Source organism: Marinobacterium zhoushanense, from assembly GCF_014641945.1.
GTDB classification, from domain to species: domain Bacteria; phylum Pseudomonadota; class Gammaproteobacteria; order Pseudomonadales; family Balneatricaceae; genus Marinobacterium_D; species Marinobacterium_D zhoushanense.
Genome location: NZ_BMIJ01000001.1, coordinates 678,242 through 704,086 on the forward strand (window position 1 = coordinate 678,242; position 25,845 = coordinate 704,086).

Annotated in this window: 22 protein-coding genes; 11 read left to right on the forward strand and 11 right to left on the reverse strand. The window is 60.3% G+C overall.

The features are described 5' to 3' along the window. Positions 1 to 23 precede the first annotated feature (23 nt). Entirely contained in the window at positions 24 to 2,003 is a 1,980-nt protein-coding gene (locus IEX40_RS03145) for a monovalent cation:proton antiporter family protein (protein WP_188745624.1), read from the forward strand. Positions 2,004 to 2,078: 75 nt separating this feature from the next. Beyond that, positions 2,079 to 3,137, forward strand: a complete 1,059-nt coding sequence (locus IEX40_RS03150) for a DUF3549 family protein (protein WP_188745625.1) — start codon at positions 2,079 to 2,081, stop codon at positions 3,135 to 3,137. 13 nt (positions 3,138 to 3,150) lie between these two features. On the opposite strand, the gene IEX40_RS03155 is transcribed toward IEX40_RS03150, so the two are convergent. From IEX40_RS03155 to purU, 3 genes are all read right to left on the reverse strand, one after another. Continuing rightward, on the reverse strand, positions 3,151 to 3,825 hold the full coding sequence (locus tag IEX40_RS03155; protein ID WP_188745626.1) for a replication protein P: 675 nt from the start codon (positions 3,823 to 3,825) through the stop codon (positions 3,151 to 3,153). Positions 3,826 to 3,889: 64 nt separating this feature from the next. Then, a complete protein-coding gene (locus IEX40_RS03160; protein ID WP_188745627.1) occupies positions 3,890 to 4,792 on the reverse strand; it encodes a DnaT-like ssDNA-binding domain-containing protein in 903 nt (300 codons plus the stop codon). 71 nt (positions 4,793 to 4,863) lie between these two features. Continuing rightward, a complete protein-coding gene (gene purU / locus IEX40_RS03165; RefSeq protein WP_188745628.1) occupies positions 4,864 to 5,718 on the reverse strand; it encodes a formyltetrahydrofolate deformylase in 855 nt (284 codons plus the stop codon). Positions 5,719 to 5,873: 155 nt separating this feature from the next. Here purU and IEX40_RS03170 point away from each other — a divergent pair, with 155 nt between their 5' ends. The 5 genes from IEX40_RS03170 (at position 5,874) to IEX40_RS03190 (ending at position 10,756) form a co-directional block, all read left to right on the forward strand. Then, positions 5,874 to 7,406 carry a thymidine phosphorylase family protein gene (locus IEX40_RS03170; protein ID WP_188745629.1) on the forward strand — a complete coding sequence of 511 codons (1,533 nt, stop codon included), beginning with the start codon at positions 5,874 to 5,876 and terminating at the stop codon, positions 7,404 to 7,406. After that, positions 7,406 to 8,296, forward strand: coding sequence for a ribose-phosphate pyrophosphokinase (locus IEX40_RS03175; RefSeq protein ID WP_188745630.1), 891 nt, complete (start codon positions 7,406 to 7,408; stop codon positions 8,294 to 8,296). The genes IEX40_RS03170 and IEX40_RS03175 overlap by 1 nt, the downstream gene beginning before the upstream one ends. A 158-nt stretch (positions 8,297 to 8,454) precedes the next feature. Continuing rightward, a complete protein-coding gene (gene nfsA / locus IEX40_RS03180; protein WP_188745631.1) occupies positions 8,455 to 9,192 on the forward strand; it encodes an oxygen-insensitive NADPH nitroreductase in 738 nt (245 codons plus the stop codon). 116 nt (positions 9,193 to 9,308) lie between these two features. After that, on the forward strand, positions 9,309 to 9,632 hold the full coding sequence (locus IEX40_RS03185; RefSeq protein WP_188745632.1) for a hypothetical protein: 324 nt from the start codon (positions 9,309 to 9,311) through the stop codon (positions 9,630 to 9,632). Positions 9,633 to 9,745: 113 nt separating this feature from the next. Further along, positions 9,746 to 10,756: a CobW family GTP-binding protein gene (locus IEX40_RS03190; protein ID WP_188745633.1), complete on the forward strand. Its 1,011-nt coding sequence runs from the start codon at positions 9,746 to 9,748 to the stop codon at positions 10,754 to 10,756. A 103-nt stretch (positions 10,757 to 10,859) separates the two neighbouring features. On the opposite strand, the gene IEX40_RS03195 is transcribed toward IEX40_RS03190, so the two are convergent. Beyond that, positions 10,860 to 11,072 (reverse strand): cold-shock protein, encoded by a 213-nt coding sequence (locus tag IEX40_RS03195; RefSeq protein WP_010325086.1) that lies wholly within the window; start codon positions 11,070 to 11,072, stop codon positions 10,860 to 10,862. Positions 11,073 to 11,943: 871 nt separating this feature from the next. Here IEX40_RS03195 and IEX40_RS03200 point away from each other — a divergent pair. Continuing rightward, positions 11,944 to 13,920, forward strand: a complete 1,977-nt coding sequence (locus IEX40_RS03200; RefSeq protein WP_188745634.1) for a methyl-accepting chemotaxis protein — start codon at positions 11,944 to 11,946, stop codon at positions 13,918 to 13,920. Here IEX40_RS03200 and IEX40_RS03205 read toward each other — a convergent pair. From IEX40_RS03205 to IEX40_RS03215, 3 genes are all read right to left on the reverse strand, one after another. Beyond that, positions 13,917 to 16,244: a YgiQ family radical SAM protein gene (locus IEX40_RS03205; RefSeq protein ID WP_188745635.1), complete on the reverse strand. Its 2,328-nt coding sequence runs from the start codon at positions 16,242 to 16,244 to the stop codon at positions 13,917 to 13,919. The two genes, IEX40_RS03200 and IEX40_RS03205, sit on opposite strands and share 4 nt — an antisense overlap. An 82-nt stretch (positions 16,245 to 16,326) precedes the next feature. Further along, positions 16,327 to 17,007, reverse strand: coding sequence for a monofunctional biosynthetic peptidoglycan transglycosylase (mtgA, locus tag IEX40_RS03210; protein ID WP_268235759.1), 681 nt, complete (start codon positions 17,005 to 17,007; stop codon positions 16,327 to 16,329). 243 nt (positions 17,008 to 17,250) lie between these two features. Continuing rightward, the gene (locus tag IEX40_RS03215) at positions 17,251 to 18,672 is read right to left on the reverse strand and encodes an aminotransferase-like domain-containing protein (protein ID WP_188745637.1); all 1,422 of its coding nucleotides are present in this window, start codon (positions 18,670 to 18,672) and stop codon (positions 17,251 to 17,253) included. 172 nt (positions 18,673 to 18,844) lie between these two features. Between IEX40_RS03215 and IEX40_RS03220 the strand changes: the two genes are divergently transcribed. From IEX40_RS03220 to IEX40_RS03230, 3 genes are all read left to right on the forward strand, one after another. Further along, positions 18,845 to 19,015 (forward strand): YjiS-like domain-containing protein, encoded by a 171-nt coding sequence (locus IEX40_RS03220; protein ID WP_188745638.1) that lies wholly within the window; start codon positions 18,845 to 18,847, stop codon positions 19,013 to 19,015. 199 nt (positions 19,016 to 19,214) lie between these two features. Further along, complete coding sequence (locus tag IEX40_RS03225) at positions 19,215 to 20,921, forward strand: ATP-binding protein (protein WP_188745639.1); 1,707 nt, start codon at positions 19,215 to 19,217, stop codon at positions 20,919 to 20,921. Further along, positions 20,918 to 21,289 carry a hypothetical protein gene (locus IEX40_RS03230; RefSeq protein ID WP_188745640.1) on the forward strand — a complete coding sequence of 124 codons (372 nt, stop codon included), beginning with the start codon at positions 20,918 to 20,920 and terminating at the stop codon, positions 21,287 to 21,289. Before IEX40_RS03225 ends, IEX40_RS03230 begins: the two co-directional genes overlap by 4 nt. A gap of 15 nt (positions 21,290 to 21,304) precedes the next feature. Here IEX40_RS03230 and IEX40_RS03235 read toward each other — a convergent pair whose 3' ends face one another. The 4 genes from IEX40_RS03235 to trhP form a co-directional block, all read right to left on the reverse strand. Continuing rightward, positions 21,305 to 21,691: a c-type cytochrome gene (locus tag IEX40_RS03235; protein ID WP_188745641.1), complete on the reverse strand. Its 387-nt coding sequence runs from the start codon at positions 21,689 to 21,691 to the stop codon at positions 21,305 to 21,307. A 190-nt stretch (positions 21,692 to 21,881) separates the two neighbouring features. After that, positions 21,882 to 23,387, reverse strand: coding sequence for a fumarate hydratase (locus IEX40_RS03240; protein WP_188745642.1), 1,506 nt, complete (start codon positions 23,385 to 23,387; stop codon positions 21,882 to 21,884). Between the two features lie 159 nt (positions 23,388 to 23,546). Beyond that, positions 23,547 to 24,401 carry a prenyltransferase gene (locus IEX40_RS03245; protein WP_188745643.1) on the reverse strand — a complete coding sequence of 285 codons (855 nt, stop codon included), beginning with the start codon at positions 24,399 to 24,401 and terminating at the stop codon, positions 23,547 to 23,549. 81 nt (positions 24,402 to 24,482) lie between these two features. Further along, positions 24,483 to 25,835, reverse strand: a complete 1,353-nt coding sequence (trhP, locus tag IEX40_RS03250) for a prephenate-dependent tRNA uridine(34) hydroxylase TrhP (protein ID WP_188745644.1) — start codon at positions 25,833 to 25,835, stop codon at positions 24,483 to 24,485. Positions 25,836 to 25,845 lie beyond the last annotated feature (10 nt).

Sequence of the window (25,845 nt, forward strand, 5' to 3'; positions counted from 1 at the left end):
GTGCCGTGTTATGGAAAACCTGAATGGAACACCATCTTTTTGAACAGCTGTTGATGATTCTGGTGGGCGCGGTCGTGGCCACCACCCTGTTTCGCCGCTTCAACCTGCCACCGATCCTCGCCTACCTGAGTATTGGCGCGCTACTCGGCCCCTATGCGCTGCAGGTGACCGATCCGCACCAGATGACGTTGATGTCGGAGCTCGGCGTGGTGTTCCTGCTGTTCATGCTGGGACTGGAGTTTTCCCTGCCGCGCATGATCGCCATGCGTAAGCTGGTATTCGGGCTCGGTTCGCTTCAGGTCATACTGACCACGCTGATCCTGATCCTGATATCGATCGGCCTGGGTATAGAGTTTCGCGGCGCCATCGTCATCGCCGGAGCCCTGGCCCTCTCCTCCACCGCCATCGTGACCCGAGAGCTGCTGCGCCTGAACCAACTCGCCGCCCCTCACGGACAGCTGTCGTTCGGCATACTGCTGTTTCAGGACCTGGCCGCTGTATTCTTCCTCATTATCGTTCCGGTTCTGGGCAGCGACGGTGGCGAAATCGACACCAATACCCTGCTGCTTTCGCTGCTTCAGGGAGCCGGTCTGCTGCTGTTACTGATGGTTTTGGGCCGCACCATCCTGCCCGCCCTGTTTAACGAAATTGCGCGCTCCCGCTCCGACGAGATGTTCGTGCTGATGGCGTTGGTAACGGCACTGGCAGCGGCCTGGCTGACCCACGCGGCTGGACTGTCCATGGCACTGGGCGGCTTCCTCGCCGGCATGATGCTGGGGGAAAGTCACTACAAGCACCAACTGGAAGCGGATATCCGCCCCTTCCGGGATGTGTTGCTGGGCCTGTTCTTTGTCACCGTCGGGATGCAGTTGAACCTGCAGACGCTGATCGATAACTGGTACTGGGTGATCCTGCTCACGCTCGGCCTGATGCTGCTGAAAGCGGCCATCATCGCACTGGTCACCGGCCGCCTGAACCATGACTCGCGCAATGCTCTGCGCGCCGGCCTGTGTCTGTCCCAGGGCGGCGAGTTCGGCTTCGCGCTACTGGCGCTGGGTTTGAGCCACGCCATGATCGACAGCGAACTCAACGCCATGATCACCTCAACCATCATATTGAGCATGGTGTTGACCCCTGTACTTATCCACTTCAACGGCCCCCTCTCAGCGAAACTGTTGAAACAGCCGGAAAGTTCGCCTGCTGGGGACTTTGCTCCGCCCACCCTGGAGGAGTTGAACAGTGCAACCGCACATGTGGAGAATCACGTCATCATCTGCGGCTTCGGTCGTGTCGGCCAAATCGTGGCACGTTTCCTGCGGCCCATCGGCATCCCCTATATCGCCATCGACTCCGACCCCTTCCGCACCCATGAAGCGGCCCAGGCCGGAGAGCCGATGTACTACGGCGATGCCCGCCGCGGCGACATCCTCAAGGCGATCGGTGCCGACCGGGCACGCCTGTTGATCCTGACCGTGCCCGATCATAGCGAAAGCATGGCGGCACTGAAGCAGATCAAGCGCAACTACCCGGACCTGCCAGTACTGGTGCGCACCCAGGACGACAGCAAGCTTGAGCTGTACCAGAACGCCGGTGCCACCGAGGTGGTGCCCGAAGCGCTCGAAGGCAGCCTGATGCTGGTCTCCCACATCCTCACCCTGCTGGAGGTGCCGTCCGAGGAGATCCGTTCGCGTATCGACGCCGTGCGCTCCCAGCGCTACCAGATGCTGCACGGTTTCCTGCACGGCCAGCGCTCGCGCAAGGTGACCGATACCGGCACGCCAAACGAGCTGCGTCATCCGGTCACTCTGACCGAGGGGTGTTACGCCACCGGCCGCACGCTGGACAGCCTGGAGCTGAAAACCGAAGTGATCAGCCTGCGCCGCGGCGATATCGAACTTGGCTCGCCGCCGGCGGAAGAGCTGCTTGAGGCAGGGGACATTCTGATCCTGGCCGGCGAGCCGAGTCAGGTGGAAGCGGATGAGGAGCGGCTGTTCAGCGGCTGAGCCCGGGCTGGTAGAATACCCCCTCGCCGCTACCCCCTCGACAAGAGCCCTCGATACCAACGCGCAGGAGAGATGATGAGCACCAGCACCCCGCAACCCACCTTGATCCAGGTCCTGCGCGAGGCCGGTGCCGCCTTCCGTCTGTTCGATATGGGGCGCCGGGTCAGCAAGCTGAGCGCTGACAACTTCGAGCGCCTTGAACAGGCCCAGATCCCCTATCCCTCGCCCTTTCTCCAGCACGCCTGGATCGGCGTGCTGATCTGGCACCCCAAGCAGCGGGAACAGAACGCGATCTGGTTTCTGAAACTGCCGCTGGATGAACAGGGTTACCTGGTTCAGGCGGCCCGCGACGACCTGGTGCATCGACTGCTGCAGAACGCGGTCAACGCCCGTCAGGGCGCGCTGGAGGAGGATGCGCTGAAGGATAACCCCTTCGCGTTCAAACCTGATCAGGAGAAGATGGCGATCTTCCACGCGCTGGCCGCCCAGGCCACCGGCGCACAGGCATCGGGTTATTTCGAAACGGCGCAGGAGTATATCAACGGCGAGTTGCCGCTGGAGCGCTGGACCGATCTCGCCCTGCAGGGACTGGCTGACCTGGTGGTGCGGCTTGATGACAAAAGCATTGCCGCCGCGCTGGCCCGTCGCATACCGGAGTTGCCGCTACCGGCGCTGGCGTCGATAGCGACGCTGCTGGAGCACGCTGTCCCGCCGACGGCCGTACGTGACGCCCTGGCCGCACGCCTGGAGCGGCTGCTGCCGAGCAGTGACACCGACCCGCTTCTGGTGGCCGCACTGATCCGTGGCCTGTCCAATATTCAGGACGAGACCTTCAAGCAGCAGCAGGTGCTGAACGTACTACAGTCGCCACACGCACTGGAGCCGGAGGTGATTGTCGCCATCGCCAGCCGCTGCACCCTGGCGCTGCAGGCACCTGAGGTATTACTGATCTTCCTTGAACGGTTGGCGGCAGGCAAGGCGGGCCAGGCGGGATTCAGCCGGGTGCTGGCGGATCTGATGTTCATGCCCGCCCTGCGCGCCCTGATCATGCACGCGTTTCGCAACCCGGCGCGCAGTGACGCCTTATCCAGCGCCATTGGTCAGATGTTCGGCCAATCGTTCGCCGGTCACTAAGTAAGAGAACGCGCTATCGGTTGACGATGGCGCCGGCCTGATCGGGCAGTTCGATCTGCAACCCTTTCGCGTCGAGCTGTGCCTGGGCCTGCTGCTTCATGCGCTCGCGGGTGGCGCTGCCCTTGGGCAGGGTCAGGTAATAGAGTAACGAGCAGGCGAACTCCGGCTCCAGGCCCTGCTCTTCGGCAAACGCGAGCATATACCGGGCCACCGTACTGTCCTGCTTGTTCTCGATCGCCGGCACCACCGGCAGCTCCAGCTCTTCACCCTCGCGCACCCGCCGACAGAGCACTTCGTACTGGTAGCGAAAACGGGGCAGCACTTCGGCCTCATCCTCGCTACGCAGCTCGAACCAGCCGGTATTGCGCCCGGCCAGGTAGACCGCCGGATGACTCCAGCGATGTCGGCGCGGATGCGCGGCATGCATGCAGGCTTCGATGTAGGCATCGCGGGTGACCGGCAAGCCGAAATCACCGCCGATATCGCGCAGGATTGCCAGAAACTCGGAGATGGTGGGCATCCAGGCCAGTGTCTCCTTGCAGCGATTGACCGCCGCCACCAGCTCACCCTCGCCGTAACCGCGCAGGCTCAGCGCCCATTCACGCTTGGCGATACGGATCTCATCCTCGGTTTCGAAGCAGCTTTTGAACTTATGGCCGTAGATCGCCATAAACCGGGCGAAGATCATATTGACCAGCGCCTTGGTTTCGACCGTGATCGTTTGCGCCTGAGCCCGCGGCTCAGCGTCCTGATTACCAGTCGGTGTCCTTGATGTCCATGATCGCTGCGGTAACCCGTTTGCGTTTTTCCCGAGAATCTGGTCGGGTGTTTTCATGGCTGCCGGCCCCCGTTAGTGAAGAGTCACGCTCCTGCTGATAGCGCTTGTCGCGTGCATCCTGTGTCTGTTTCTTAACCCACTCGCGCTTGACCCAGGCGAGGAACTTCTGATCCCAGTTGCTCTCCTTGCGATCCTTGTCGAGGAAATAGAGCACGAACTCGTCGATACAGCCGTCGGCGAACTCGGCCGGGATCGCGTAGCGTGGCAACAGCTGATGAAACAGCTCGGAGGGTTGCCAGCCGATAAACATCGCCTGCAGCTTCTGGTTGCGCTGTTCCGCCTGCTCGAATATCTCCTCCAGCTCATCCTTGTGCCGGCGCCAGCCGATGCTGCCGCCAAAGGTCGGCGCCGGCCCCCGACGCTGAGCCAGATTGGCCTGGCGAACCGGACGCGGTGCCGGTGGCGGCTCATCGACAACGGGCAAACGGCGTACCGGCTCCGCCGGCGCAGATGTGCGCTGCGGCGCAGTTTCAGCTGCCGCTGCTCGTAACGCTGGCGCTTCAGCCGCAACAGGCGCCGGCTTGGGCGCAGGCATCCTCAGGCGCAGGTTCCCGGCACTGCCCCAGGTAATCTCAACCATCTGCTGCGCGACCAGCGCCTCACTGAGTTCACGCAGGCGCACCTCGTCCCAGAACGGCGCCAAGGCCAACCACTGAGCACGCGAGAGCAGCAGCTCCGAACGTCCACGTTCATCGGTCATGCCACTGCGCTCTACCGCCTCATGGTAGAGGCCAAGTAGCAGTGCGGGCTCCACCCCGATGCGGCATGCAAGCGAGGGGTAGATCAGCAGCGGCTTTTCCGGGAAGGTGAAGCTCATGGGCTTAGCGGACTCTCTTATTGGGTTTACAGCATCTCATACTAGCGTACCGGCGCGGATACCGATATCGATCAGGCAAAGACCACGGTCTTGTTGCCGTGCACCAGCACCCGGTCCTCCAGGTGCCAGCGCAGCCCACGCGCCAGCGCGAGCTTCTCCACATCACGCCCCAGGCGTACCATCTCCTCCGGCAGGTGACGATGACTGACGCGGGTCACCTCCTGATCGATGATCGGTCCGGCGTCCAGTTCCGGCGTGACATAGTGACAGGTCGCGCCGATCAGCTTGACGCCGCGGTCGTAAGCCTGGTGATAGGGCCGCGCACCCGCAAACGAGGGCAGGAAGCTGTGATGAATATTGATGATGCGATGGGTGTAACGATCGCACACTTCAGTGGGCAGAATCTGCATATAACGCGCCAGCACCACGGTATCGGCATCATGCTCACGAATCAGTTCATCGACACGCTGAAAATGGGGCTGTTTGTCAGCAGGATCCACCGGTACGCAGTAGTAGGGAATGCCATGCCACTCCACCATTGAGCGCAGATCCTCATGGTTGGAGATCACGCAGGGGATCTCGCAGAACAGCTCATTGCTGTGGTAGCGGTAGAGCAGATCGGCCAGACAGTGCGACTCCCGGCTGGCCATCAGAATCACCCGCTTCGGCTGTGTCGAGTCGGTGATATCCCACTCCATCGCAAAGGAGCTGGCGATCGGAGTGAAGGCTTCGCGCAGGCGCTCCAGGGAAAACGGCAGCGACGCCGCATTGATCTCCACCCGCATGAAAAAATAGCCGCTGATCGGGTCGGAGTGCTGGTTGGCGTCGGTGATCGAGCCGCCGTGGCTGGAGATGAAATTACTGACCATCGAGACGATGCCGACACGGTCCGGGCAAGAGAGAACCAAACGGTAACTACGTTCCATGAAGAGCGATCCTGCGCTGGCTGATAACGAAAGAGCGACATTCTATCAGCCCAGGGTCCACTCAGGGAGCCCAAGGCTGCATCAGCTCATACTCGTCAGGCATCCTTTGGGTTACTATCAGAGAAAATATAACAACGGCCGAGGATCTGTCCGCGATGAGTTTCACGCCGGAGAAGATGGCGCCCCTGAAAGCCCGCCGTCTCGGAATCAACACCCACCACGAACCCACGCTGTATCTGCGCGAGGACAGCCCGGTCTGCCGCTCCGAAGGGTTCGAGAGCCTGTCCAGGATCACCGTCAACTGCCAGGACCGGCATATCATCGCCTCGCTGAACATCGTCTGCTCCGATCTGCTCGAGCCGGATCAGGCCGGCTTCTCCGAATCCGCCTGGCAACGGCTTGAGCTCAAGCCTAATGCCGAGATCTGGCTCTCCCACCCGCGGCCGGTACAATCGCTCTCCTATGTTCGCGCCAAGGTATATGGACACGAACTGGATGAACTGCAGCTGCAGAGCATCATCAATGACATCGTTGAGGGGCGCTACGCCGATGTGCACCTGGCCGCGTTCATCACCGCCTGTGGCGACGATGCCCTCAGCGATCACGAGATCACCGCCCTGACCGAAGCGATGGTCAAGGCCGGCAGCCGCATCGACTGGGGTCTGGAGCAGGTGATCGACAAACACTGCGTTGGTGGCCTGCCCGGCAACCGAACAACCCCTATCGTGGTATCGATCCTGACCGCCTGCGGTCTGGTGGTACCCAAGACCTCATCGCGCGCCATCACCTCCCCTGCCGGCACCGCCGACACCATGGAAACCCTGACCAACGTCAGCCTGACGCTGGAGCAGATGCGCGAGGTGGTCAACCGGGAACACGGCTGCCTGGCCTGGGGCGGCTCGGTGCGCCTGAGCCCGGCCGACGATCTGCTGATCCAGGTGGAACGGGCGCTGGACATCGACAGCGAGGGGCAGCTGATCGCCTCCGTGCTGTCCAAAAAACTGGCCGCCGGTGCAACCCATGTCCTGATCGACATTCCGGTCGGCCCCACGGCCAAGGTGCGCAGCCAGGAAGCAGCGGAGAGACTGTCCCGCAGCTTTAAAGCCGTTGCCAACAACCTGGGACTGAAGCTCGAGGTGCTGCTCACCGATGGCGGCCAACCGGTTGGTCGCGGTATCGGTCCGGCACTGGAGGCGCGCGATATTCTGGCGGTATTGAAAAACAAGCCCGATGCACCTGCCGACCTGCTGGAGCGCTCGAGCCTGATCGCGGGCGCCATGCTGGAGATGGTCGGCGCAGAAGAACCCGGTCAGGGCCAGAACCGCGCCCTGGAGGTGATCCACTCCGGCGAAGCCTGGGATAGGTTCCGTCGCATCTGCGAAGCCCAGGGCGGGCTGAAAACTCCGCCGGTCGCCCCCTATCGCTATGCATTGGTAGCGCCGCAAGCCTGCGAAGTACTGGGTGTGGATAACCGGCAACTGGCCAAGATCGCCAAGCTGGCCGGCGCTCCCGCCGACCCGGCAGCCGGTATCGAGCTGCACGTCAAGATCGGTGACCGCGTGGAGCAGTACCAGCCACTGCTGACCATCCACGCCGAAAACGCCGGCGAGCTCAATTATGCCGTCGACTACCTGACCGATCACCAACTGGTCCTGTCACTGAGCTGCAACGGCAAGGAGAGCCTCTGATGCAACCCATTCTGTTTAACCTGGATTCCGATCCCGACCTGTCCTCTCGCCTGCGCAGCGCACTGGGGGCAGAACTCGGCGAGCTTGAGCAACGTCACTTCCCCGATGGCGAGAGCTACCTGCGGGTACACAGCGAGGTCGGCGCACGCGATTGCCTGGTGCTATGCAACCTGTATCAACCCGACACCAAGCTGGTGCGCCTGCTGTTTCTGGCCGATACCCTGCGCGATCTCGGCGCCCGCCGCATCGGCCTGATCACCCCCTATCTGCCCTATATGCGCCAGGATAAACGCTTCCAGCCGGGCGAGTGCGTCAGCTCGCGTCCCTTCGCCCGCCTGCTTTCGGACGCGTTCGACCTACTGGTGACCACCGACCCTCATCTGCACCGTTACACCTCGCTCGACGAGATCTATACCCTTAAAAGTCGGGTCGTTCACGCGGCGCCGATGATCGCTCAGTGGATCAAGCAACATATCGAGCAACCGCTGCTGATCGGCCCCGACAGTGAAAGCGAGCAGTGGGTCTCAGAGGTAGCCGCCTTGGCCGAGGCGCCGTTCCAGGTACTGAACAAGGAGCGGCATGGCGACTATGACGTCAGCGTATCCCTGCCGGAAGTGGAGCGTTGGCAACACCACACCCCGGTACTGGTCGACGATATCATCTCCAGCGGCCGAACCATGCTGGAAACACTCGAGCACCTGGCGGCACTGGGCATGCCAAGGGCGACCATTATCGCCGTACACGGGCTGTTTGCCGGCGACGCCTGGCAGCGTTTGCAGGCAGCGGCCGACGTAGTCACCTGCGAAGCGGTGCGCCACTCAAGCAACGCCATCAGCCTTTCGGCAGCACTGGCCACAGCCATGGCGGAACTCCTATCGGAAACCGATTGATGCAGGACTGAAATAGCATTGATGCAGCCTCAAAGTGAAAAGGACACACACAAGATAAACGCTGTTAATAGCGTTTATACAGCCTATGCATTGGCCGTGAACGTATTAAGCTGGCACCATTGAGGGCCTCACGATACAGTGAAAAGGATATACCCAAGATGAACGCCGTTATTGAGCTGCTAAAACAGCACCGCTCCATTCGCAAGTTCCGTCCGGAGCCCATCGACCAGGAAACCGTCAACACGCTGATCGAGGCGGGCCAGTGTGCCGCCACCTCCAGCTTTATCCAGGCCTGTACCGTTATTCAGGTGGATAACCCGGATCTGCGTGCCGAGCTGGCCGAGTGCGCCGGCAATCAGGCCTATGTGGCCACTGCGCCGCGTTTTCTGGTGTTCTGTGCCGATATGCGCCGCCATCAACTCGCCTGTCAGATGCACGGCGCGGATATGCAATCCGGCTATACCGAACAGTTTCTGACCGCCTCGCTCGACTGTGCCCTGTTCGCACAGAATGTGGCCATTGCCGCCGAGTCACTCAACCTGGGCCTGGTCTACATCGGCGGACTGCGCAACCAGATCGAGCGGGTCGCCAATCTGCTGGAACTGCCCGAACTGGTCTACCCGGTATTTGGACTCTGCATGGGCTATCCGGCCCAGGATCCCGAGACCAAGCCCCGGCTGCCGCTGGATGTGGTGCTTAAGCATGATCGCTACGATGACAGCCAGGACCACGGAGCCATCGCCAGCTACGATGAACAGGTACTCGAGTACTACCGTACCCGTACCGGCGGCAACAAGGAGATGAGCTGGAGCGGACAGATATCGGGCATGCTGGTAAAGGAGGCGCGTCCGCATATGCTGCCGTTCCTGCAGTCCCGCGGTTTTCTGAAAAAGTGATCGGCAGCACGGTCAACCCACTAGCCGCCGGATTGCGGCTCTGCCTATAGGCAGCGCATTAACTCTCGTCTATGCTGGGAATGTAACCCAGCAATCAGACGAGAGATGTGAACATCATGCCTGAACGACACATCAACTCCCTGCTCACCGAGCTCGAAACTCGCTCACGTCGCGTGGCCAACGAGCGCGCCGTCAGTTTAAAGATCGACCATGAGGACCTGGTCCGCCTGAAAGCCCTGGCTGAGGTCTATGGACTTAGCGTCGACGAAGTCACCGCCTGTCTGCTGCACCAGGTACTCGTCGAGGTAGAGGAGAAAATGCCCTACCGTGCCGGGACGCGCGTTATCCGGGTCGAGGACGATGAACCCGTGTACGAGGATGTCGGCCCCACCCCGCGCTATCTGGAAGCCAAGCGCCGCTTCGAACAAGAGTGTGCCTGACGGACTGAGCCGGCCTTGAAGGACGCCAGCCAACGCCAGGTGCTGCCATACTGCTTGCCGTTTCGGCAACGGCACAGGACAATTCGCCCCCTCGTCAGTCTTACTCTTCAGAGGTGGTTGCTATCAACGTCATCAGATCGGTTCCGACCAATATCATCACCGGCTTTCTGGGGGCGGGGAAAACCACCGCCATCAACCACCTGCTGACCCGTAAACCGGCTCAGGAACGCTGGGCTGTACTGGTCAATGAGTTCGGCCAGATTGGCGTCGACCAGTCGCTGATCAGTCAGGATGACAGCATCCAGATTCAGGAGATACCGGGAGGTTGCCTGTGCTGCGCGCGTGGCCCACAACTCAGGGTGGCGCTGACCCGCCTTCTGCGCAGCGCACGTCCCGATCGCCTGATTATCGAGCCCACCGGCCTCGGTCACCCCCTGGGCATTGTTGATCTGCTGCTCGGCCCGGATTTCGCCAGTGTGATCGACCTGCGATCGATGATCTGCCTGATCGATCCCCGGGTACTGGAACAACCGGAGATTCTGGCAAACCCGGTATTCGGCGATCAGATCGATCTTGCCGACATTCTGGTGCTGAACAAGGCCGACCTGTGTTCGGCTGAACAGCTTGGCGAGGCGCAAGCGCTGTCGAACAACATGTTTCCGCCCAAGCAACAGGTATTGACAACCCGTATGGGCGAACTCGACCCGACACTTCTCGACCGTGTTCGTAGCGGTTCGACAACCGCCGCCCGTCCGTCCCTGCGCCCGCGTACTGTCGCGCCGAACCTGGAGCAGAGTACGCCAGAGCAGGCTGCAGAGCCTGGGCAGCCGTTGCGGTTCAAAGGGGAGATGGAGGGGTTCCACAGCCAGAGCTGGCTGTTTCACGCCGACGACTGTTTCGACTCGACGCGCATCTTGGAGTTTCTGGATCAGCAACGGGACAGCCTGCGTATAAAAGCCGCCATCCGTATCGGCCACGGCTGGATCGGATACAACCGCATGCTGCAGGAGCGCTCAGTTACGCAGCTGGCCTGGCGCCGGGACTCACGTATAGAGCTGTTATCCACACAATCGCTGGATATGGACGAACTTGGACTGAAGCTGCAGGGATGCCTGAAAAACTGACGAGCGCTTGGCTTTCAAATCGCAAACGCGAGCTGAATAGCGAGAAGGGTATGGAGCGCGAGGAGCGGACACATGGTGTCCACTCCTCCGTATACGGTGTTACTTACGCGACGACCGTTACGTTCTCAGCCTGAGGACCTTTCTGGCCCTGAGTTACTTCGAAAGTAACCTGCTGGTTTTCGTGCAGAGTACGACGGCCAGTGCCGTTGATTGCACGGAAGTGAACGAATACGTCAGGACCGTTTTCCTGCTGGATGAAGCCGAAGCCTTTTTCATCGTTGAACCATTTAACGGTGCCGGTTACGAGCTGTGACATGTTTTGCCTCTTTCTTTTTTCTTTCATACCAGCCTCAGGCTGGCGACTTCAGTCCGATCGAAATCCTGTATTCCGATCTGGTTTATAACAAGTCCGGGCGATCCCGAATCCTGCTTGGCGCTGATCGACTACCCGAGTCAAACCTCGCCGTTCCGGCAACCGCGCGCAGAATTACCCGCGGCGCTGAACACTGTTGACGCAGCGCTCCAGCGCTGCATCGGGCCCTGGCTCACTTAGCCTGGACACTCATCCCCTGCTCTCCGGACAAACGCCAGCAACCCTGCACCTGACAAGCGGGAACTCGCGCAGAAACTCGGAACGTTTGTGTCAAACGGAGAACGGCGGCCAGAATGGCCGAGAAAGGAGAGTTGGCAGTCACTTCAAAGGCCGTCGGTCCCTGACTATTGGATCGTACCGGCAATTTATGAAGCTTTGCGGTCAAAAACCCGCGAAAAATTTGTAGCATCAAACTAAATGAAACTCCGAACCAGCTTACCCGCTGGCGGGTCCGGTCTTTCGCATCCTATCCGCACGCTGAATTTTCACCTACCCAGCCATGGCGGATTCGCCTCAAACTGCGCATTCTATGCGCCAATAAAGCTGCCAACCGGAGGACAACCTTTTCCGCATAATACTCCAGTTCAAACCAATTACAATGGCCTTTGCCGATGATATGAGCCCTTTTTACTATTTATTCGGCCCGAGGTTTACGCCTAAACTCTTCAGCACAATGCAACCTGACCCTGCCTGATAGAGCATTAGCTGTGTAATACTAGGCTGAGTGTGAACCCACCTGGTCATTTCACGTTGTCACAAACGCCAGGTAACGCTGCACTAAAGTGCGTCAGCTAAGGAATACGGGAGTTAACGGATGAAGCTCAAATTCGCACACAAGATCCTTACACTTGCGCTCTTACCCTTGATGCTCCTCACCCTACTACTGGTTTCGCTGTCGATTACCGACCTGAATACCAGCAGGGCCCTGGCGCGACTCGAGCACTACGCGCAACTTTCAACCTACAACAGCGCACTGGTCCACGAACTGCAGAAGGAGCGCGGCGCCACCAGCGGCTGGCTCGGTTCAGGCGATACAGCCTTCGCCGACAAGCTCAACAGTCAGCGACGGTTAACGGACCAGGCGTTGAAACGCTGGCGCGATTACCGCTCGACCCTGGAGATCAGTGAACCCAAGATCGACCAGACACTGACAAGGATCGACGACCAACTGAGACAACTAACGACCATACGGAGAGAAACCGACGCCCGCGCGCTCGACCTGAAGCGAGCCCTGGGTTACTACACCGGACTCAACAAAGAGCTGCTCTCAATTGCCGGCGAACTGTCGATCATCAGTACCAGTGCCGATCTAAGTCGAACCGCCAGCGCCTTTTTCGCCTTTCTTCAGGCCAAGGAGCGTGCCGGCATAGAGCGCGCGGTGCTGAGCAACACCTTCTCGGCCGACCGGTTCGCACCTGGACTGTTCGCCCGCTTCCTCACGCTGGTATCGGAGCAGAACACCTACCTGTCCCAGTTTGACGTCACCGCGCCCGCAGCGCTGAAACAGCAGTGGCAGACGCTCAGCCAACAGGGCGCCTTCGCCGACGTCGAGAAACGCCGCTCCATCGCGATCGAGAAAGCCGACCAGGGCGGTTTCGGCATTAGTGGTACCGAGTGGTTCGAACGCGCCACCGCACGCATCAACCTGATGAAGGAGATGGAGGACAGCATCGCCACCGCCTTGGTGATGCAGGCGAAGCGCGATCTCGCCTCTGCCAGTCTGCGCATGTGGATTGAACTGGGCATGCTGCTCAGTGCGCTGCTTCTGGTTGGCGGCCTCTCCCTGCGCATAAGTCACACGGTTAACCGTCAGGTCCGTACACTCAGTCTTACAATGGACAAAGTACGTAACGACAATGATCTCGGCGTACGCGCGGAACAGCTGTCATCGGATGAACTGGGGGATGTCGCCCTTGCCCTTAACCATACACTGGAGGGATTTTCCTCTGCCATCCGCGAGGTGACCGATGCCAGCCGCCGGCTCAGCCAGGAGGCACGCAATACCCGCCAGACGGTGCAGCAGACGGAACACAGCCTCAAGGTACAGAGTGCCGAGACGGTGCAGGTTGCCGCCGCTATCGAAGAGGTCTCAACCGCCATCGCCGATGTGGCTGACAGTACCTCGAACGCATCCGATGTCGCACGCTCGGCGAATGAGCTTGCTGCGATCGGGCATACCCGAATGAAGTCTGCCTTCGGCGCCATTCAGCAACTGGGCGAGGATATCGCCCGCGTCAGCGATATTACCGCTGAGCTGAGGGGCAGCAGCGACACCATCTCCCAAGTAATTGATGTGATCAACGCCATCTCCGAACAGACCAACCTGCTGGCGCTCAACGCCGCGATAGAAGCCGCCCGGGCCGGCGAACAGGGACGCGGTTTCTCCGTCGTTGCCGACGAGGTCCGCACCCTGGCGCAGAAGACCCACGCCTCCACGGCGCAGATCGAGGAGATCATCAAGCGCCTGCAGGCACAGACCGAGGATGCAAGCCGTTTGATGGAGGATAACCGGCGCGACATGGCCTCGACCACCGACCAGATTCGGGATGTCAGCGATGCACTGGATAATATCGTCGACGCCGTGGACAACATCAGCTCGCTGTCGACACAGATAGCCGCCGCAGCCGAGGAGGAGTCGGCCGCCATGAACGACATCGGCCGCAGCATCTCAACTATCGATGACAGCGCCGAGACAATCAGTCAGCATGCACGAGACCTGAGCCTGCAAGCGGAACAACAAGCCGCAATGGCCGAGCAGCTGGAACAGCTGATCAGCCGCTTTCGCGTTTAAACCCGCCGGGCCTTGCGCCCGGCCGGCCTGTCCTGCCCTCGTCCCTTGCCACCAGTGCGCGGGGCGGTTTTCCCTTTGTTCGCTTCAGACCGGCGCACCTGTGCTGTACCGGAGCCCGCCTTACCCGAGGCTGACGGGTTCCGCCCCTTACCCGGTCGCGGCGCCGTCGTCTCACGTGGAGGCAGTCCGGTATGCTGGGTCAGCAGCCGGCCTTTGCCTGCGCGGGCGGATTTTTGTGAGTTCTTGCGCCGAGGCGCAACGTAGCCCTCATCCGGCTGACGCTCCGGGATCAACTGCTGCTCAGTGGATCCGATCAGGTCCGCACGCCCCATCTCCTTGAGCGCGTCACGCAGCAGAGGCCAGTTCTCCGGGTCGTGCCAGCGCAGGAAAGCCTTGTGCAGCCGACGCTGCCGCTCACCCTTTACGGTCTCGACCTTTTCAGTACTCTTCTTGTAACTGAGCCGGCGTAGCGGGTTGCGCCCGCTATGGTACATCGCCGTGGCGGTCGCCATCGGCGAGGGGTAGAACGCCTGCACCTGGTCGGCCTTGAAGCCGTTGCGCTTTAGCCAGAGCGCCAGGTTCATCATATCTTCGTCGGTGGTGCCGGGATGAGCGGCGATGAAGTAGGGTATCAGGTACTGATCCTTGCCCGCCTCCGCGGAGAAGCGTTCAAACATCTTCTTGAACGCATCGTAGGTGCCGATACCAGGCTTCATCATCTTGTCCAGCGGCCCACGTTCGGTATGCTCCGGTGCGATCTTCAGATAGCCGCCGACGTGATGCGTCACCAGCTCACGCACATACTCCGGGTCCTCTACGGCCAGGTCGTAACGCAGCCCCGAGGCGATCAGTATCTTCTTCACCCCCTTGAGCTTACGCGCCTCGCGATAGAGCCGGGTCAGCGCGGCATGATCGGTATTCAGGTTATGGCAGATCCCGGGATAGACACAGGAGGGCTTACGGCAGGCAGCCTCGATCTCGCGGCTTTTGCACGCCAGACGGTACATATTCGCGGTCGGCCCGCCCAGGTCGGAGATCACGCCGGTAAAGCCCGGCACCTTGTCGCGAATCTCCTCGATCTCGCGAATGATCGACTCCTGGGAGCGGTTCTGGATGATGCGCCCCTCGTGCTCGGTGATCGAACAGAAGGTACAGCCGCCGAAGCAACCGCGCATGATATTGACCGAGAAACGGATCATCTTGTAGGCCGGTATCTCCTGCTTACCGTAGGCCGGATGCGGCACCCGCGCATAGGACAGGTCGAAGACGTAATCCATCTCCTCCATGCTCAGCGGAATCGGCGGCGGATTGAGCCAGACCTCCTGATCGCCATGCAGCTGCACCAGCGCGCGAGCATTGCCCGGGTTGGTTTCCAGATGCAGCACCCGGCTGGCATGAGCATAGAGCACCGGATCCTTGCTGACCTTCTCATAGGAGGGAATGCGGATCACGGTATGGCTGCGGTCGAGCCGCTGGCGCGGTCCCGGCTCGATATGCAGCAGCTGAACCTCGTCGCTGTCCGAGGGGGCCTCGGCGCTCTGCCGCTCGAGCTCGCAGGCGGGCAGGTCGCGGGTATTGACGTAGGGGTTGACGATCTTGTCGATCTTGCCCGGACGGTCGATGCGGGTGGAGTCGATCTCCATCCAGCCCTCTGGAGTATCGCGGCGAACAAACGCGGTGCCACGAATATCCGTGATCCGTTCAATCGATTCGCCTGAGGCCAGACGGTGGGCCAGCTCCACCACGGCACGCTCGGCGTTGCCGTACAACAGCAGATCGGCCCGTGCATCGAGCAGAATAGAGCGCCGCACCTTGTCCTGCCAGTAATCATAGTGGGCAATACGGCGCAGCGACGCCTCGATACCGCCCAGAATAATCGGTACCTCCCTGTACGCCTCCCGGCAGCGCTGGCTGTAGACCAGACTGGCTCGATCGGGGCGCTTGCCCGCCTCACCGCCCGGTGTATAGGCATCGTCCGAGCGTTTTTTCCGGTCCGCCGTGTAGCGGTTGATCATCGAGTCCATGTTGCCGGCGGCAACACCGAAGAACAGTCTGGGCTTGCCCAGCGCGCGGAACGCATCGGCGCTGTGCCAATCGGGCTGGGCGATGATACCGACGCGGAAGCCCTGGGCCTCCAGCAGGCGACCGATGATCGCCATGCCGAACGACGGGTGGTCCACATAGGCATCGCCGGTCACGATAATGATATCGCAGGCATCCCAACCCAGGCGCGCCATCTCCTCCCGCGACATGGGCAGGAACGGAGCGGGTGATCGTCCAGCCGGCACCGAGGCGAGCTGTTGAATGGGGGTCGGAGTCTGCATAGGGATTAACCGGTCAAATAGCGGGGGGCTGGGCGCAGTATACCTCAGAGGCAAACAACTTCCGACCTTCGCGCTGGGTTATTCATTGCCGCAAGGGTGACAGCCAGGCAACCCCCAGCTGCATCATCTGCCGCTCTATCCAGTAACTGCGCTGGAGCACGTAGCGGCCCGGCGGCTCGGCACGGTACTGCCAGGGATTGGGCAAAATCGCCGCCAGACGGGCGGACTGCGAGGGTGTCAGCTGCGACACGGGGCGTTTGAACCAATACTCGCTCGCCGCCGCAACACCGTATACACCGGGTCCAAACTCGACGATATTGAGGTACACCTCGAGGATACGCTGCTTGCCCCACATCAGCTCGAGTAGCAGCGCCAACGGCAATTCAAGTCCCTTGCGCAGCCAGTCGCGCCCAGGCCAGAGCAGCAGGTTTTTAGCCGTTTGCTGGGTCAGGGTGCTGGCACCGCGCAGGCGATCCCCCGCCAGCGCCTCCTCCAGCGCCTGGCTGATCGCCCGGGTGTCGACTCCCGAGTGCAGCGGGAAGCGCTGATCCTCGGAGGCGATGACGGCAAGTTGCACAGAGTGCGGTATTTTTTCCAGATCCACCCACTGGTGCCGGACCTCGGCTGGATACCCCTCCGGCGGGTTCAACATGCGGTGCACCTGCCAACTCCACACCGGAGGATCGACAAAGCGCAGAATCAGCAGAAGCGACAGCAAAGCACCAACCCCGCCCAGCAGCAACCAAAGGAACCCCCTCCGCACCCGTGCGAAGAACCCTCTGCGCTTGCGCGTATCACCTCTTTTTCGCCTTAATCTCAAATCTGACCTCTACCTTTACCCACACCAGGGCAGTCGCCCTAATGCAGCGCTCGACCTGAAGCTTGCACTCAGTCGCTTGCCCCGCATTCTACCGAGCTGTGGCCGATGCCGTTAATCAGTTTGTTCATGTTGCCCCGCGGCTGACATTTCGGCACTGAAAAACCGAAGCAGCGGCGATATGGCGGCTCAACCTGCCTTCGCATAACGCTGGTCGATCAGCGCCGCCAGGGTCAGCAGCGCTTCCTCCGTCTGGCGATCCAGTCCATTGACGAAGTTCAGTCGCATGCAGTTGCGATACTTGCCCGAGGCGGAAAACAGCACCCCCGGCGCAATACGGAACTGCGTATCGCTGAGCTCACGATTGAGCTCGACACAGTCCACCTCGCTGGCAAATTCAAGCCAGAGCAGATAACCGCCTTGGGGAAAACTGATACGCACCCCGGCCGGGAAATGCTGCTCCAACCAGTTCACCATCAGGTCGCGGTTGCGCTGATACTGCGCCCTCATCTTGCGCAGATGGCGCTCATACCCCCCTTCGGCGATGAACTGTGCCACGGCCAGCTGCGACAGGGTGCTGGACGCCGCCGTGGACACGAACTTGTTATGGATCACTTCCGTGCGGTAACGTCCCGGCGCGATCCAGCCCAGCCGCAAACCCGGTGCAAGGGTTTTCGAGAACGAGCTGCACAGCAGCACCCGGCCGTCGGTATCGAAGGCCTTGATTGCCCGGGGGCGCGGCCATGCATAGGCCAGATCGCCATAGATATCATCCTCGATAATGGCGATATCGAAACGCTGGGCCAGCAGCAGCAGGTCCCGCTTGCGCGATTCCGGCATGGTATAGCCGAGGGGGTTGTTGCAGGTCGGCGTCACCAGCACCGCCTTGATCGGCCACTGCTCCAGCGCCAACTCCAGCGCCTCGATACTGAGACCGGTTTCGGCGTGTGTCGGAATCTCCATCACCCTGAGGTCATTGGCCTTGATCGCCTGCATCGCACCGTAAAAACAGGGTGAATCCACCGCCACCACATCACCGGGTTGAGTCACCGCGCGCAGAGCGCAGAACAGCGCTTCCTGGCAGCCGGTGGTGATGATCAGCTCATCGGGATCCAGCTGACAGCCTGAGTGATTGCCCAGCCTGGCCACCTGTGTCCGCAGCTCTTCGGTGCCCTTCAGGCTGTCGTATTCCAAGCCCCGCATATCGCTGCGGCGCGCCTGCATCGACCAAAGCTTCAGCAACGGCTTGAGTGTCGGACCGGTAAAGTCTGGCATCGCATGACCGAGGGAAAACACCTTGGAGGGCGTTTCAGCACCCAGCATATTGAGCACATCCTCCCATTTCGATACCTCGATGGGACGGCGCACCGGCCTGCCAACCCGCGGCAACTCCGGAGTCGAACAGCGCACCCGGGCAAAATAACCCGACTTGGGTCTTGACTCCACGAGCCCAGCATCTTCGAGCTGTCGGTACGCCTCCTGCGCGGTGGTCACACTGACACCGTGCTCACGGACCAGCGTGCGGATAGAGGGCATGCGATCGCCCCCGGCATAAAACCCCTGCTCTATACGCTGACGCAGAGACTCCGCCAACTCCTCATACAGCTTCACAGATATAACTCCCCCTTCTATCAACACCGATACAGTTTACGAAAAGAAAACCGAAACAGATGTAAAATAGATCGATCTGTACTCTAAAAAAATATAATAACTGGATCTGTATACATAAACTAGCCTTTCATATCCTGCTCTTCAACAACACAACGACATTTAGGAGAGCACGATGTCCATATTCAACACTGCTCGCCGCCTCTATCGGCGACTCCGCTATCTGCAGCAACGCCAGCGTCAGCGCCGCCACCTGCTCACGCTTGAATCCCATACACTGAGGGATATGGGCATTTCACGAGCGGATGCGGTGCGCGAGGGCAGCAAGAGAATCTGGCAACCCTGAGCCTGACGTGGGAAAGGCTCCACCGAGTGACAATCGAACGCCATAAAGGGGCCAAGCCGCGCTAAAACTGCGAACAGTTGTCCGACAGATTGTGATGAATCAAACAGAACGCCCATTGGCTGGATATATATTTCAATCAGTTACGTCTGGCATGCGGCTTGCGATCTGCAGTTGAACACCTCACACCAAGGAGACCAGGGTGAAACTGCAGATCGAGCGCGCCGTCGCCATTAAACTGTTCGAACGTTGCTCCTCCCTGTCCAGCTGGGAGGAGCAACTCAAGCTCGCCAGCCGGGTCGAGATCCCGTTCCAGGCGTTCAACCATGAACAGCTCGGCGTACTCATCGATATCTATCAGCAGATCGCTGGCGGAGCCGGCAAGCAGGCGCAGCTGCAGGCGTTGCGAGAAGCCAGCGCAGACCCGCAACCACCACAGGTGGAGGAGGAGCTGGAGAACCTGCTGCCGGTTCTGATCGAGTATGTCAGCCAGAACGTCAGCCGCGGTTGGCTGTTCCGCCTGGAGGGCAGCGGTACGCTGCTGCCCTACACCCTCAGCCGTATCGACTACACACCGGCCGGCAGCGAGGAGCAAGCCCGCATCGTGATCGATCTGAAGGCCAACAGTCGGGGCAAGCTGCAAACCAAGCAGCTGATCATCTCCGAGCGCGACCTGCATGGACAATCGCTGGTGGAGCTGCTGGCCACCAAGGGCTATCTGCGCGAAACACCGACCCTGCTGCAGCAGTTCGACGAAGCCACCGAGCGTTATCTGAATTGGCGCTCCAACTTTGGCGAGCAGTTCTCCGGCCGCGGCACCGGCATCTATGCCGAAGACCCGGCGGCGTCGCATCGTAACGCCGACTGGGGCCGCAAACCACGCGTGATCCTCTCCACCAGCGGCAGCCCGGCCAGACTGGTCAATGACGAGGAGGTGCTGGCCGACCGCGAACTGACACTCAACCAGAGCGGCAACATCCTCAATGCGATCCTCAAGCGCATCGCCCGCCAATCCAGCTTCTCCGGAGCAGTGGACAAGCGGATAGAGGCACTGGCGGAGCAGATCCCGGAGGGGATGTTCTGTCGCATACCGGTACACGGTTTTATCCTGATGTTTCATCTGGAGCTGCACCACCACCTCTGGGTGCATGTGGATAACCTGACCCCTTATATCTACCAGCCGGAACTGAAGCAGAAGCTGGTACTGCCGCAGGAGCATATCGACCTGATCGATATCCTCACCGCCGAGATGGAGATGCTGCTGGACGATATCATCGACGGCAAATCCGGCGGCACCACCGTGCTCTGCAGCGGCCCGGCCGGCGTCGGCAAGACGTTGACCGCCGAGGTTTACGCCGAGATCATCGGCCGCCCACTGTACCGGGTGCACTCCGGTCAGCTCGGCCTCAACGTGGGCGAGATGGAAAAGAACCTTAAGGAGGTGCTGATCCGCGCCCAGCGCTGGGGCGCGGTGATGCTGATCGACGAGGCCGATGTCTATATCAAGCGCCGCGACGACAACCTGACCATGAACGCGGTGGTCGGCGTCTTCCTGCGCGTGCTGGAGTACTTCAACGGCCTGCTGTTCCTGACCACCAACCGCATCGATGATATCGACGAGGCGATCATCTCCCGCTGTATTGCCATGGTGCGCTACCTACACCCGGACCGGAGCGAGCGCAGCCGCATCTGGCAAGTGATGGCACAGCAGTTCGGCCTGGATCTCGACGCCGCCATGCCCGACCAGCTGGCCACCCGCTTTGCCGGCGCCAGCGGCCGCGATATCAAGGGACTGGCCAAGCTGGTGGCCAAGTTCTGCCAGTTCCGAAGTTGCGCCCCTAGCCTCGAGGTATTTGAACACTGCGCCGGCTTCCGCGGTCTCGACATGTCTGGGACCGATCCCCGATGAGTGCGTTAGTACCAGCCGCTGAGTGGTTGCGAAACCACAGGCTATCGCTGAAGGAGATCGACTGCGTGATCGCGCTGATGCTGAAGATCCTCGACGGCAAGTGCAAGATGAACGAGGAGGACAAGCGGCTGACGCGGGAACTCTATGCCCACTGTGTAACACTGGAGGGCGAACGACTGAAAAACGATCTGCACGCGCTGATTCGGGAAGCGTTGGACCATCCTTCTGCGCAACTGCTGGATCTGGTGTACGAGAAGCGGGTGCTGGCGGAAACGATGATCTCACGGCCGGTAATGAAGGCGTTCAAGGCCCGCCTCAGGCGGGAGGGGCTACTTCCGAAGAAGCAGCCCAGTGCTGAACAGGCGTGATTACTTGAGCGACTCTTACTTAAGCGATTTGAGGAACGCGATCAGGTAGTCCTGCTCAACCGGGTCGGATACCGACACGTGACGCATACGGGTACCCGGCACCAATCCTTCGTTGTCCACCACCCACTGGCGCAGGTTATCTTCGGTCCAGGTCAGCCCCGAGTTTTTCAGCGCATCGGAGTAGGCAAAGCGCGGTACCGTACCCGCCTTGCGGCCAACCACACCATGCAGATCTGGCCCGAAGCCGTTTTTAGCCGAATCGATCGTGTGGCAGGCTTCGCACTTGTGGAATACCGCACGCCCGGCGGCTACCATCGCATCCTGCTCGCCATCTTCGGCCAACGCCAGCGGCACTGCGAACAGAGCACTCAACGACGCGGCTGCTATCCATCGACTGTTCATGAGACATACCTCGGAAAGTTATTAACGGATAGGTCAACTATATTCCGCAGTGCAGCAATCGCACTCTAGTACTTCAGTACTGTTTGCGGGGTGGCTTGATACAGATCAAGTCGCCTCTGCGGTTCGGCGGTTGCGAAGCATAAAAAACCCCGGCAAGGCCGGGGTTCTTGAGGTAGCGACAGAAGTGGAATCAGGCGCTGTGCGCGATGATATCCTTCCACTTGGCCGGACCGGTGTTGTGCACCGACTCGCCGGAGGTATCGACGGCCACGGTGACCGGCATATCCTTGACCTCGAACTCGTAGATCGCTTCCATGCCCAGTTCCGGGAAGGCGATAACGTCGGCGTGGGTAATTGCCTTGGACACCAGGTAAGCCGCACCACCCACCGCCATCAGGTAAACCGCCTGGCTGTCCTTGATCGCCTCGATCGCCACTGGACCGCGCTCGGACTTGCCGATCATGCCGAGCAGACCGGTACTCTCGAGGATCTGACGGGTGAACTTGTCCATGCGAGTTGACGTTGTCGGACCGGCCGGGCCCACCACTTCGTCACGCACCGGATCGACCGGACCCACGTAGTAGATGAAGCGCCCCTTCAGGTCCACCGGCAGCTCTTCGCCGTTGTTCAGCATCTCGACCATGCGCTTGTGCGCAGCGTCGCGACCGGTCAGCATCTTACCGTTGAGCAGGATGGTCTCACCCACCTTCCACTCTTTCACCGCTTCCGGGGTGATCTCGTCCAGGTTGACACGGCGGGTGTTGGCGCCGACCTCGAAGGTCACCTCCGGCCACTCGTCCAGACTCGGCGGAGTCAGTACGGCCGGCCCGTTGCCGTTGAGCGTGAAGTGGGTGTGGCGGGTCGCGGCACAGTTCGGAATCATGCACACCGGCAGAGAGGCGGCGTGGGTTGGGTAGTCCTTGATCTTGACGTCGAGAATCGTGGTCAGACCACCCAAGCCCTGAGCACCGATGCCCAGCGCATTAACCGCATCCATGATCTCCAGACGCAGCTCTTCCACGCGGTTCTGCGGACCGCGCTCACGCAGCTCGTGGATATCGATCGGATCCATCAGCGACTCTTTCGCCAGTACCGCCGCTTTCTCCGCGGTACCGCCGATACCGATACCGAGCATGCCCGGCGGACACCAGCCGGCGCCCATGGTCGGTACGGTCTTGACGATCCAGTCGACGATGCTGTCGGACGGGTTCAGCATTACCATCTTGGACTTGTTCTCGGAACCGCCCCCCTTGGCCGCCACGTGAACCTCGACCTCATCGCCCTCGACGATCTCGTAGTGGATCACCGCCGGAGTGTTGTCCTTGGTGTTCTGACGCTTGCCGGCCGGATCGGCGAGGATGGAGGCACGCAGCACGTTGTCCGGGTTCAGGTAAGCGCGGCGCACACCTTCGTTGACCATATCGGTCACCGACATCTTGGCGTCCCACTGCACATTCATCCCCACTTTCAGGAATACGGTGACAATACCGGTATCCTGACAGATCGGGCGATGGCCTTCGGCGCACATGCGTGAGTTGATCAGGATCTGCGCCATGGCGTCCTTCGCCGCCGGGTTCTGCTCCTTAAGATAGGCTTCATGCACACCCTGGATAAAATCGATCGGGTGGTAGTAGGAGATGAACTGCAGCGCATCTGCAACGCTGCTGATGAAATCATCCTGGCGAATAACGCTCATTCGGGACTCTCCAATCAGACTCGGGCCGTCAAGGCTCTATTTTGAGGACCGGGCTGCGCTTTGCACTTTGACAGGATTCGCGCACCCCGCGGATTGTGCGCCGCATTATACACCAGTTGAAAGCCGGATGGCTGCGGCTATACAACTAACGGAGGGGGATCAGTTCAGCGTGAAACAGAACAGCATGCCGAACACCATTACCAGCTGCCCGGTGGCCGGTGTCAGCGGGCGGCGCTGATCCGGCGGATTATTCAGGTAGCGTAGCGGCCGGTACATGAAAGGCAGCGAGATCAGCAGAGGCCAGGGCGCATCGAGCAATCCGAGCAGCCAAAGCGCAGCACTGACCAGCAGGGTCAATACCAACAACAACCAGTACAGACGACGAGCGGTAGCATAACCGGCCCTGACCGTCAGCGTTCTCAGCCCCTGCTCACGATCACTCTCATAATCGCGCAACTCATTGCTCAGCAACAGCAGTGACACCAGCAGACTGATCGGTACCGACTGCGCGACTATCGCACCGTTAAGTTCACCACCTGCTGCGACATAACTGCCCACCACCATGAACACACCCATCAGCCAGAACACCAGAGCGACAGCGAGCCCACGTGATTTGTAGTTGATCGGATTAAGGGTATAACCAAGCGCACCAGCCAGGCCCAACAGGAACAGTACCAGCAACGCCAGCGAGCGATCGGCCACCAGATACAGGCCGATCGGGGTCGCCAACAGAAAGCAGAACAGCCCGGCACGGAAGTTTCTCTGCACCGCCGCTATCGCTACTGCACTGCCCTCTTCCGTCCTCAGTTGCTCGATATCCGAGTAGTCGTTGATCAGATTGACCCCGGACTGCAGCAACAAACCGCCGATCAGCACTAACAAAGCGTTGAGCGGCACCAGTAGACCTGCCTGCCAGGCCGCGGTGATGCCGATCAGGCAGGTGGTCAACGCAACACCAAAGGAGAAGGGTCTAAGCGCGTGCAGAAAGCTGTACTTGTTGGCTGGCGTGTTCACTCGATTACGGCCGGCAGGTTGGTAGAGATGAATCGGGAGCCACTGGGGCTCCCGAATGATGCCATTATCTGTTTGGAACGACTAGCGCGCCGGCGCGTTGGGCAGATCACGCATCAGCAGCGCGTACCGCATATCGGTATCGAAATCGAGCGGGATAGTGACACGATGACCGGAGCCCGGTGCCGCATCGACCGACTGCCCCTTCTTGTCATACAGTTCGGAGAGCTTGAAGCGGCGATTACCGGCCGGCGTCATCAACTCCAGGGTATCGCCCTTCTCGAAGCGGTTTTTGACGTCGATCTGCAGGGTGCCGCTCTGCGCATCGTGCTCGACCACTTCGCCGACAAACTGCTGATGAACGCCGACCGAGTTGCCGGTTTCGTAGTTCTGGTACTCGTCATGCACGTGGCGACGGTAGAACCCTTCGGTATAACCACGGTTGGCCAGGTTCTCGAGAATATCCATCAGCCCCATGTCGAAGGGCTTGCCGGCCACGGCATCGTCGATCGCCTGACGGTAGGCCTGAGCGGTGCGCGCTACGTAGTAATGAGACTTGGTGCGCCCCTCGATCTTCAGCGAATCTACACCCATCTCTGCCAGCTTATGCACATGCTGGATGGCACGCAGATCCTTGGAGTTCATGATGTAGGTGCCATGCTCATCCTCGAACGCGGGCATATACTCACCGGGACGGGTCTCCTCCTGCAGCAGGAAGATCTTGTCCGTGGGCTTACCCTCACCCAACGCGGGCTGCGCCTCAACGGCAGCAGGGTCGAAGGACTGCACCGGCACCACATCGCCGGACTCATCCTCTTTCGCCTCGTGGGCATCATACTTCCAGCGACAGGTATTGGTGCAGGTACCCTGGTTGGGATCGCGGTGATTGATATAACCGGACAGCAGGCAGCGCCCGGAATAGGCGATGCAGAGCGAACCGTGCACAAACACCTCCAGCTCCATCTCCGGGCAGCGATCACGGATCTCGGCCACCTCTTCCAGCGACAGCTCGCGGGACAGGATGATGCGCTCGATACCGGCACGGTGCCAGAACTTCACCGAGGCCCAGTTCATGGTATTGGATTGCACCGACAGATGGATCGGCAGCTCCGGATACTTGTCCTTGACCATCATGATCAAGCCGGGATCCGACATGATCAGCGCGTCCGGGCCCATCTCGATCACCGGCTCGATATCGCGCATGTAGGTGGTCAGTTTGGAGTTGTGCGGCATGATGTTGCTGGCAACGAAAAACTTCTTGCCCAGCTCGTGGGCGATCCGTATCCCTTCGGCCAGATTATCATGGGTGAAATCGTTGTTACGCACGCGCAGGCTGTAGCGCGGCTGACCTGCATAGACCGCATCCGCACCGTAGGCGAAGGCGTACTTCATATTTTTCAGCGTCCCGGCCGGGGACAGGAGTTCTGGAGTTCGCATGGTAGAAACT

Coding starts and splice junctions, on each gene's coding strand:
- IEX40_RS03170 (WP_188745629.1), top strand. CDS start 5,874: ATGAGTTTCACGCCGGAGAAGATGGCGCCCCTGAAAGCCCGCCGTCTC.
- IEX40_RS03240 (WP_188745642.1), bottom strand. CDS start 23,387: ATGAGCGTTATTCGCCAGGATGATTTCATCAGCAGCGTTGCAGATGCG.
- IEX40_RS03205 (WP_188745635.1), bottom strand. CDS start 16,244: ATGCAGACTCCGACCCCCATTCAACAGCTCGCCTCGGTGCCGGCTGGA.
- IEX40_RS03150 (WP_188745625.1), top strand. CDS start 2,079: ATGAGCACCAGCACCCCGCAACCCACCTTGATCCAGGTCCTGCGCGAG.
- trhP (WP_188745644.1), bottom strand. CDS start 25,835: ATGCGAACTCCAGAACTCCTGTCCCCGGCCGGGACGCTGAAAAATATG.
- IEX40_RS03235 (WP_188745641.1), bottom strand. CDS start 21,691: ATGAACAGTCGATGGATAGCAGCCGCGTCGTTGAGTGCTCTGTTCGCA.
- IEX40_RS03175 (WP_188745630.1), top strand. CDS start 7,406: ATGCAACCCATTCTGTTTAACCTGGATTCCGATCCCGACCTGTCCTCT.
- IEX40_RS03160 (WP_188745627.1), bottom strand. CDS start 4,792: ATGAGCTTCACCTTCCCGGAAAAGCCGCTGCTGATCTACCCCTCGCTT.
- IEX40_RS03195 (WP_010325086.1), bottom strand. CDS start 11,072: ATGTCACAGCTCGTAACCGGCACCGTTAAATGGTTCAACGATGAAAAA.
- IEX40_RS03155 (WP_188745626.1), bottom strand. CDS start 3,825: ATGATCTTCGCCCGGTTTATGGCGATCTACGGCCATAAGTTCAAAAGC.
- IEX40_RS03185 (WP_188745632.1), top strand. CDS start 9,309: ATGCCTGAACGACACATCAACTCCCTGCTCACCGAGCTCGAAACTCGC.
- IEX40_RS03200 (WP_188745634.1), top strand. CDS start 11,944: ATGAAGCTCAAATTCGCACACAAGATCCTTACACTTGCGCTCTTACCC.
- IEX40_RS03145 (WP_188745624.1), top strand. CDS start 24: ATGGAACACCATCTTTTTGAACAGCTGTTGATGATTCTGGTGGGCGCG.
- IEX40_RS03220 (WP_188745638.1), top strand. CDS start 18,845: ATGTCCATATTCAACACTGCTCGCCGCCTCTATCGGCGACTCCGCTAT.
- nfsA (WP_188745631.1), top strand. CDS start 8,455: ATGAACGCCGTTATTGAGCTGCTAAAACAGCACCGCTCCATTCGCAAG.
- IEX40_RS03230 (WP_188745640.1), top strand. CDS start 20,918: ATGAGTGCGTTAGTACCAGCCGCTGAGTGGTTGCGAAACCACAGGCTA.
- purU (WP_188745628.1), bottom strand. CDS start 5,718: ATGGAACGTAGTTACCGTTTGGTTCTCTCTTGCCCGGACCGTGTCGGC.